The following is a 3,791-nucleotide window of genomic DNA, read 5'->3' as shown; positions in this document are numbered from 1 at the left end:
GTCTCAGTGCTGCTGCTCGGTGCCGTGCAGCGGGAAGCCGGCGATACCGCGCCAGGCCAGCGACGTCAGCAGCTGGACCGCCGTGTCGCGCGGGATGGCCGAGCCGCTGGAGAGCCAGTAACGGGCGACGACCTGGGAGACGCCGCCCAGACCCACCGCCAGCAGCATCGACTCGTCCTTGGACAGGCCCGTGTCCTCCGCGATCACGTCGGAGATGGCCTCGGCGCACTGCAGCGAGACCCGGTCCACCCGCTCGCGGACGGCGGGCTCGTTGGTCAGGTCCGACTCGAAGACCAGCCGGAACGCACCGCCCTCGTCCTCTACGTAGGCGAAGTAGGCGTCCATGGTGGCGGCGACGCGGAGCTTGTTGTCCGTCGTCGAGGCGAGCGCGCCGCGGACGGCCTGGAGCAGCGATTCGCAGTGCTGGTCCAGGAGCGCCAGGTAGAGCTCGAGCTTGCCCGGGAAGTGCTGGTAGAGCACGGGCTTGCTGACCCCGGCACGCTCGGCGATGTCGTCCATCGCCGCCGAGTGGTATCCCTGAGCCACGAAAACTTCCTGGGCGGCGCCCAGGAGCTGGTTTCTGCGGGCTCGGCGTGGCAGGCGTGTGCCCCGCGGGCGCGCCGCCTCTGTCTGCTCGATGGCTGTCACGCCGCCTCCCAATGTAAGAACAAGCACAGTTCTGACAAGCACAGTTCGGGCAGACTCTTCCTCGACCAAGAATTGTCCGGCCCGGCGCGGGGGCTCCGCGCGCGCTGTGCGCCGCGCCCGCCATCGTACTTTTGGGTAACCCGGCTGTGCGTCGTGCGGACGCAGGATTTCACGGACCGGACAGTCTCGGAAGCTGCCGGTTCACGCCCCTTCCCCGGACATACCGGGGCAACGGGCGGCAGGTCACCGGTAGTCGTCCTCGTCGAGTTTGACCACGCGGGTCTGTTCGACGGCATCCGCCTCGTTCGCGGCGGCCGGGTCGACGTGATTCATCGGGTCGTCGCGCTCGGCGCGTACGTCGGTGTGCTGCTCGGCGGCATCGGCCTCTGGGACCTCCGCGGCATGCGTCGCACTGTTCTCGTTGTCGTCTTCCTCGAAGGTCTCGGGATCGGTCGGATCGACTGACATTCGGCACCGCTTTCGATGGAGAGCGCGCTTTTGATTACGAGCCTATGAGGTACTGATTCATGTCGCTACGTGGTGATTCGGTGACGAGGTCCGGGTGCCCGGCAGAACGCGAGTGATGTGTGACACCGAACACATCAAGCACCGCGTGATCGTCTCGTAACATTGCCGCATGTCTTCGACCGAGCTGCCGGGAGCCCGCGCCCTCAGTGCCGCGATGGCCCCGAAGGTCGCGACGGTGCACGTCGCCGACGGCGAGAAGCTCCGTTCCGTGTCTCTGCCCGGGCTCACCCTGACGGTCCGCTCCCGGCCCCCGGCGCGCACCGGACTGCCGCCCGCGCTGTACGTGCACGGACTGGGCGGGTCCTCGCAGAACTGGTCGGCGCTGATGGCGCAGCTCGAGGGCGTCGTGGACGGTGAGGCGATCGACCTGCCCGGCTTCGGGGACTCCCCGCCGCCGGACGACGGCAACTACTCGGTCACCGGTCACGCCAGGGCGGTGATCCGTTTCCTCGACGCGAGCGCCCGCGGCCCCGTGCATCTGCTGGGCAACTCCCTCGGCGGCGCCGTCTGCACCCGCGTCGCGGCCGCCAGGCCCGACCTGGTGCGCACGCTGAGCCTCGTCTCGCCCGCCCTTCCCGAGCTTCGCGTGCAGCGCTCCGCCGTGCCGACCGCCTTGCTCGCGGTGCCGGGAGTCACCGGCCTCTTCGCGCGGATGACCAAGGACTGGACCGCTGAGCGCCGCACGCGCGGGGTACTGGCGCTCTGTTACGGAGACCCCTCACGGGTGACGGAGGAAGCCCTCCGCCGCGCCGTCGAGGAGATGGAACGGCGGATGAGCCTTCCTTACTTCTGGGACGCGATGACCAGGTCGGCGCGTGGCATCGTGGACGCCTACACCCTCGGCGGACAGCAGGGACTGTGGCGTCAGGCGGAGCGGGTGCTCGCCCCGACCCTCCTCGTCTACGGGCGCAAGGACCTCCTCATCTCGTACCGTATGGCGCGCAAGGCGGCAGCGGCGTTCCGGGGTTCCCGGCTGCTGACGCTCCCGGACGCCGGGCACGTTGCGATGATGGAGTATCCGGAAGCGGTCGCCCAGGCCTTCCGGGAGCTGCTCGACGACTGCGGTAGGAGCTGATCCGGGGCGTGGGACGACACAGCCGCAAGGGCCCTCTTCCGAAGGGAGCCCGCACCGGCGCGGACGGTGGACCGGACTCCGGTGAACGGGAGGCCGTGACCGCCGTACCCGGCAACGGCCGGCGCAGGCTCGCGCCGGGGCCCGGTCCCGCCCCCGGGTGGAACGCTCCCGGTCACGGCACCGACCACGGGGTGCCGCACGCCCGCGGCGGGCACCCGGAACACCGGGAGCCCGGCGGTGGGTGGGGGGACTGGCAGGGCACGTCGCCGGAGCAGGGCGCGCAGCGCGTCCAGCCGCCCCAGTCGCGCACCATGACCACCGGGCCGCGCATACCGGGCCCCCGCCGGGAGTACGTCGAGGCCTTCGACCGGGCCCCCGACCCGCGCCCGCCGCGCCCTGACCGGTACTCGCCCGACTATCCCTACGACTCCGTCACCGACTGGGATTCGGGGCACGGGCGGCCGCCCGAGATCGCCGCGGACACCGAGGACGTTCCCGACCCGGACGCCGCGCCGGCCGGGGAACCGCCCGCCAAGGGCGGCAAGGGCCGTACGTTCACGGGCATCGCGGCCGCCGCGGTGACCACCGTGCTCGCCGTGGTGGTGGCCGGACAGGTCGCGACGGACCGGTCGGGCGAGATCGGCTCGCAGGCGTCCGGCGAGGAGCGGGAGGCGCAGCAGCGGCCCGACCGCTCGGAGGGCAGGCCCACCCCGCCCCAGGCCGCGAAACCCCCGGCCGCTCCCCCGACCTACCAGCAGCTGATGACGCGGCAGTTCCCGATCGACCCGGACCTCAAGGCCTCCGGTGACTTCGAGGCCGTTCCCGGCTTCGACAAGGCGCCCGGCAAGGGCCGCAAGGTCAGCTACCGCATCGATGTCGAGAAGGGCCTCGGCCTGGACGCCGGTCTCTTCGCCAGGGCCGTCCAGGAGACGCTGAACGACGACCGCAGCTGGGCGCACGGCGGGGCCATGACCTTCGAGCGGATCTCGTCCGGCGAGGCCGAGTTCGTCATCACGCTGGCGAGCCCGGGGACCACCGCCGTCTGGTGCGCGAAGTCGGGGCTCGACACGACCGTGGACAACGTCTCCTGCGACTCCGCCTCGACCGAGCGCGTGATGATCAACGCGTTCCGGTGGGCACAGGGCGCCGAGACCTACGGCGACGACGCGATGCTGGCGTATCGCCAGATGCTCATCAATCACGAAGTCGGGCACCGCCTCGGCTACAACCACGTGAACTGCTCCACCCCGGGTGCCCTCGCGCCCGTGATGCAACAGCAGACCAAGACGCTGGACGTCGGCGGCATCAAGTGCCGGGCCAATCCATGGGTGTACCCCGGCGATTGAGTCACCCCTTCCGTGCAATGGCCGCAGCCTGACCCTCTGTAGCCGAATCGCACCGTAGCGCGACAGAACGCTACCCGGCAGCGAAAGTTACGTGCATTCACCCCTTCCGGTGGGGGGGCGGGGCGCCCGGGGGAGGCGCCCCCCCGATGGGGCCGGAAAAGCGGATGGGGGGGTTTTGCGGGGGCAAACAACCG

Annotated in this window: 4 protein-coding genes; 2 read left to right on the top strand and 2 right to left on the bottom strand. The window is 70.7% G+C overall.

The annotated features are described in order from the left end of the window. Positions 1-3: 3 nt before the first annotated feature. Both ACWGH4_RS32690 and ACWGH4_RS32685 read right to left on the bottom strand, forming a co-directional pair. Positions 4-648: a TetR/AcrR family transcriptional regulator gene (locus ACWGH4_RS32690; RefSeq protein WP_307708158.1), complete on the bottom strand. Its 645-nt coding sequence runs from the start codon at positions 646-648 to the stop codon at positions 4-6. 243 nt (positions 649-891) lie between these two features. Beyond that, positions 892-1,116, bottom strand: coding sequence for a hypothetical protein (locus ACWGH4_RS32685; protein ID WP_453467233.1), 225 nt, complete (start codon positions 1,114-1,116; stop codon positions 892-894). A 169-nt stretch (positions 1,117-1,285) separates the two neighbouring features. On the opposite strand from ACWGH4_RS32685, the gene ACWGH4_RS32680 reads away from it, so the two are divergent. Both ACWGH4_RS32680 and ACWGH4_RS32675 read left to right on the top strand, forming a co-directional pair. Further along, positions 1,286-2,251 carry an alpha/beta fold hydrolase gene (locus ACWGH4_RS32680; RefSeq protein WP_441264068.1) on the top strand — a complete coding sequence of 322 codons (966 nt, stop codon included), beginning with the start codon at positions 1,286-1,288 and terminating at the stop codon, positions 2,249-2,251. An 8-nt stretch (positions 2,252-2,259) separates the two neighbouring features. Then, positions 2,260-3,597: a DUF3152 domain-containing protein gene (locus ACWGH4_RS32675; protein WP_453467230.1), complete on the top strand. Its 1,338-nt coding sequence runs from the start codon at positions 2,260-2,262 to the stop codon at positions 3,595-3,597. Positions 3,598-3,791: the final 194 nt, after the last annotated feature.

Source organism: Streptomyces sp. NPDC054847 (genome assembly GCF_053610925.1).
The sequence above is the reverse complement of the archived record's forward strand: the minus strand, read 5'-3'. Positions and strand labels throughout refer to the sequence as shown.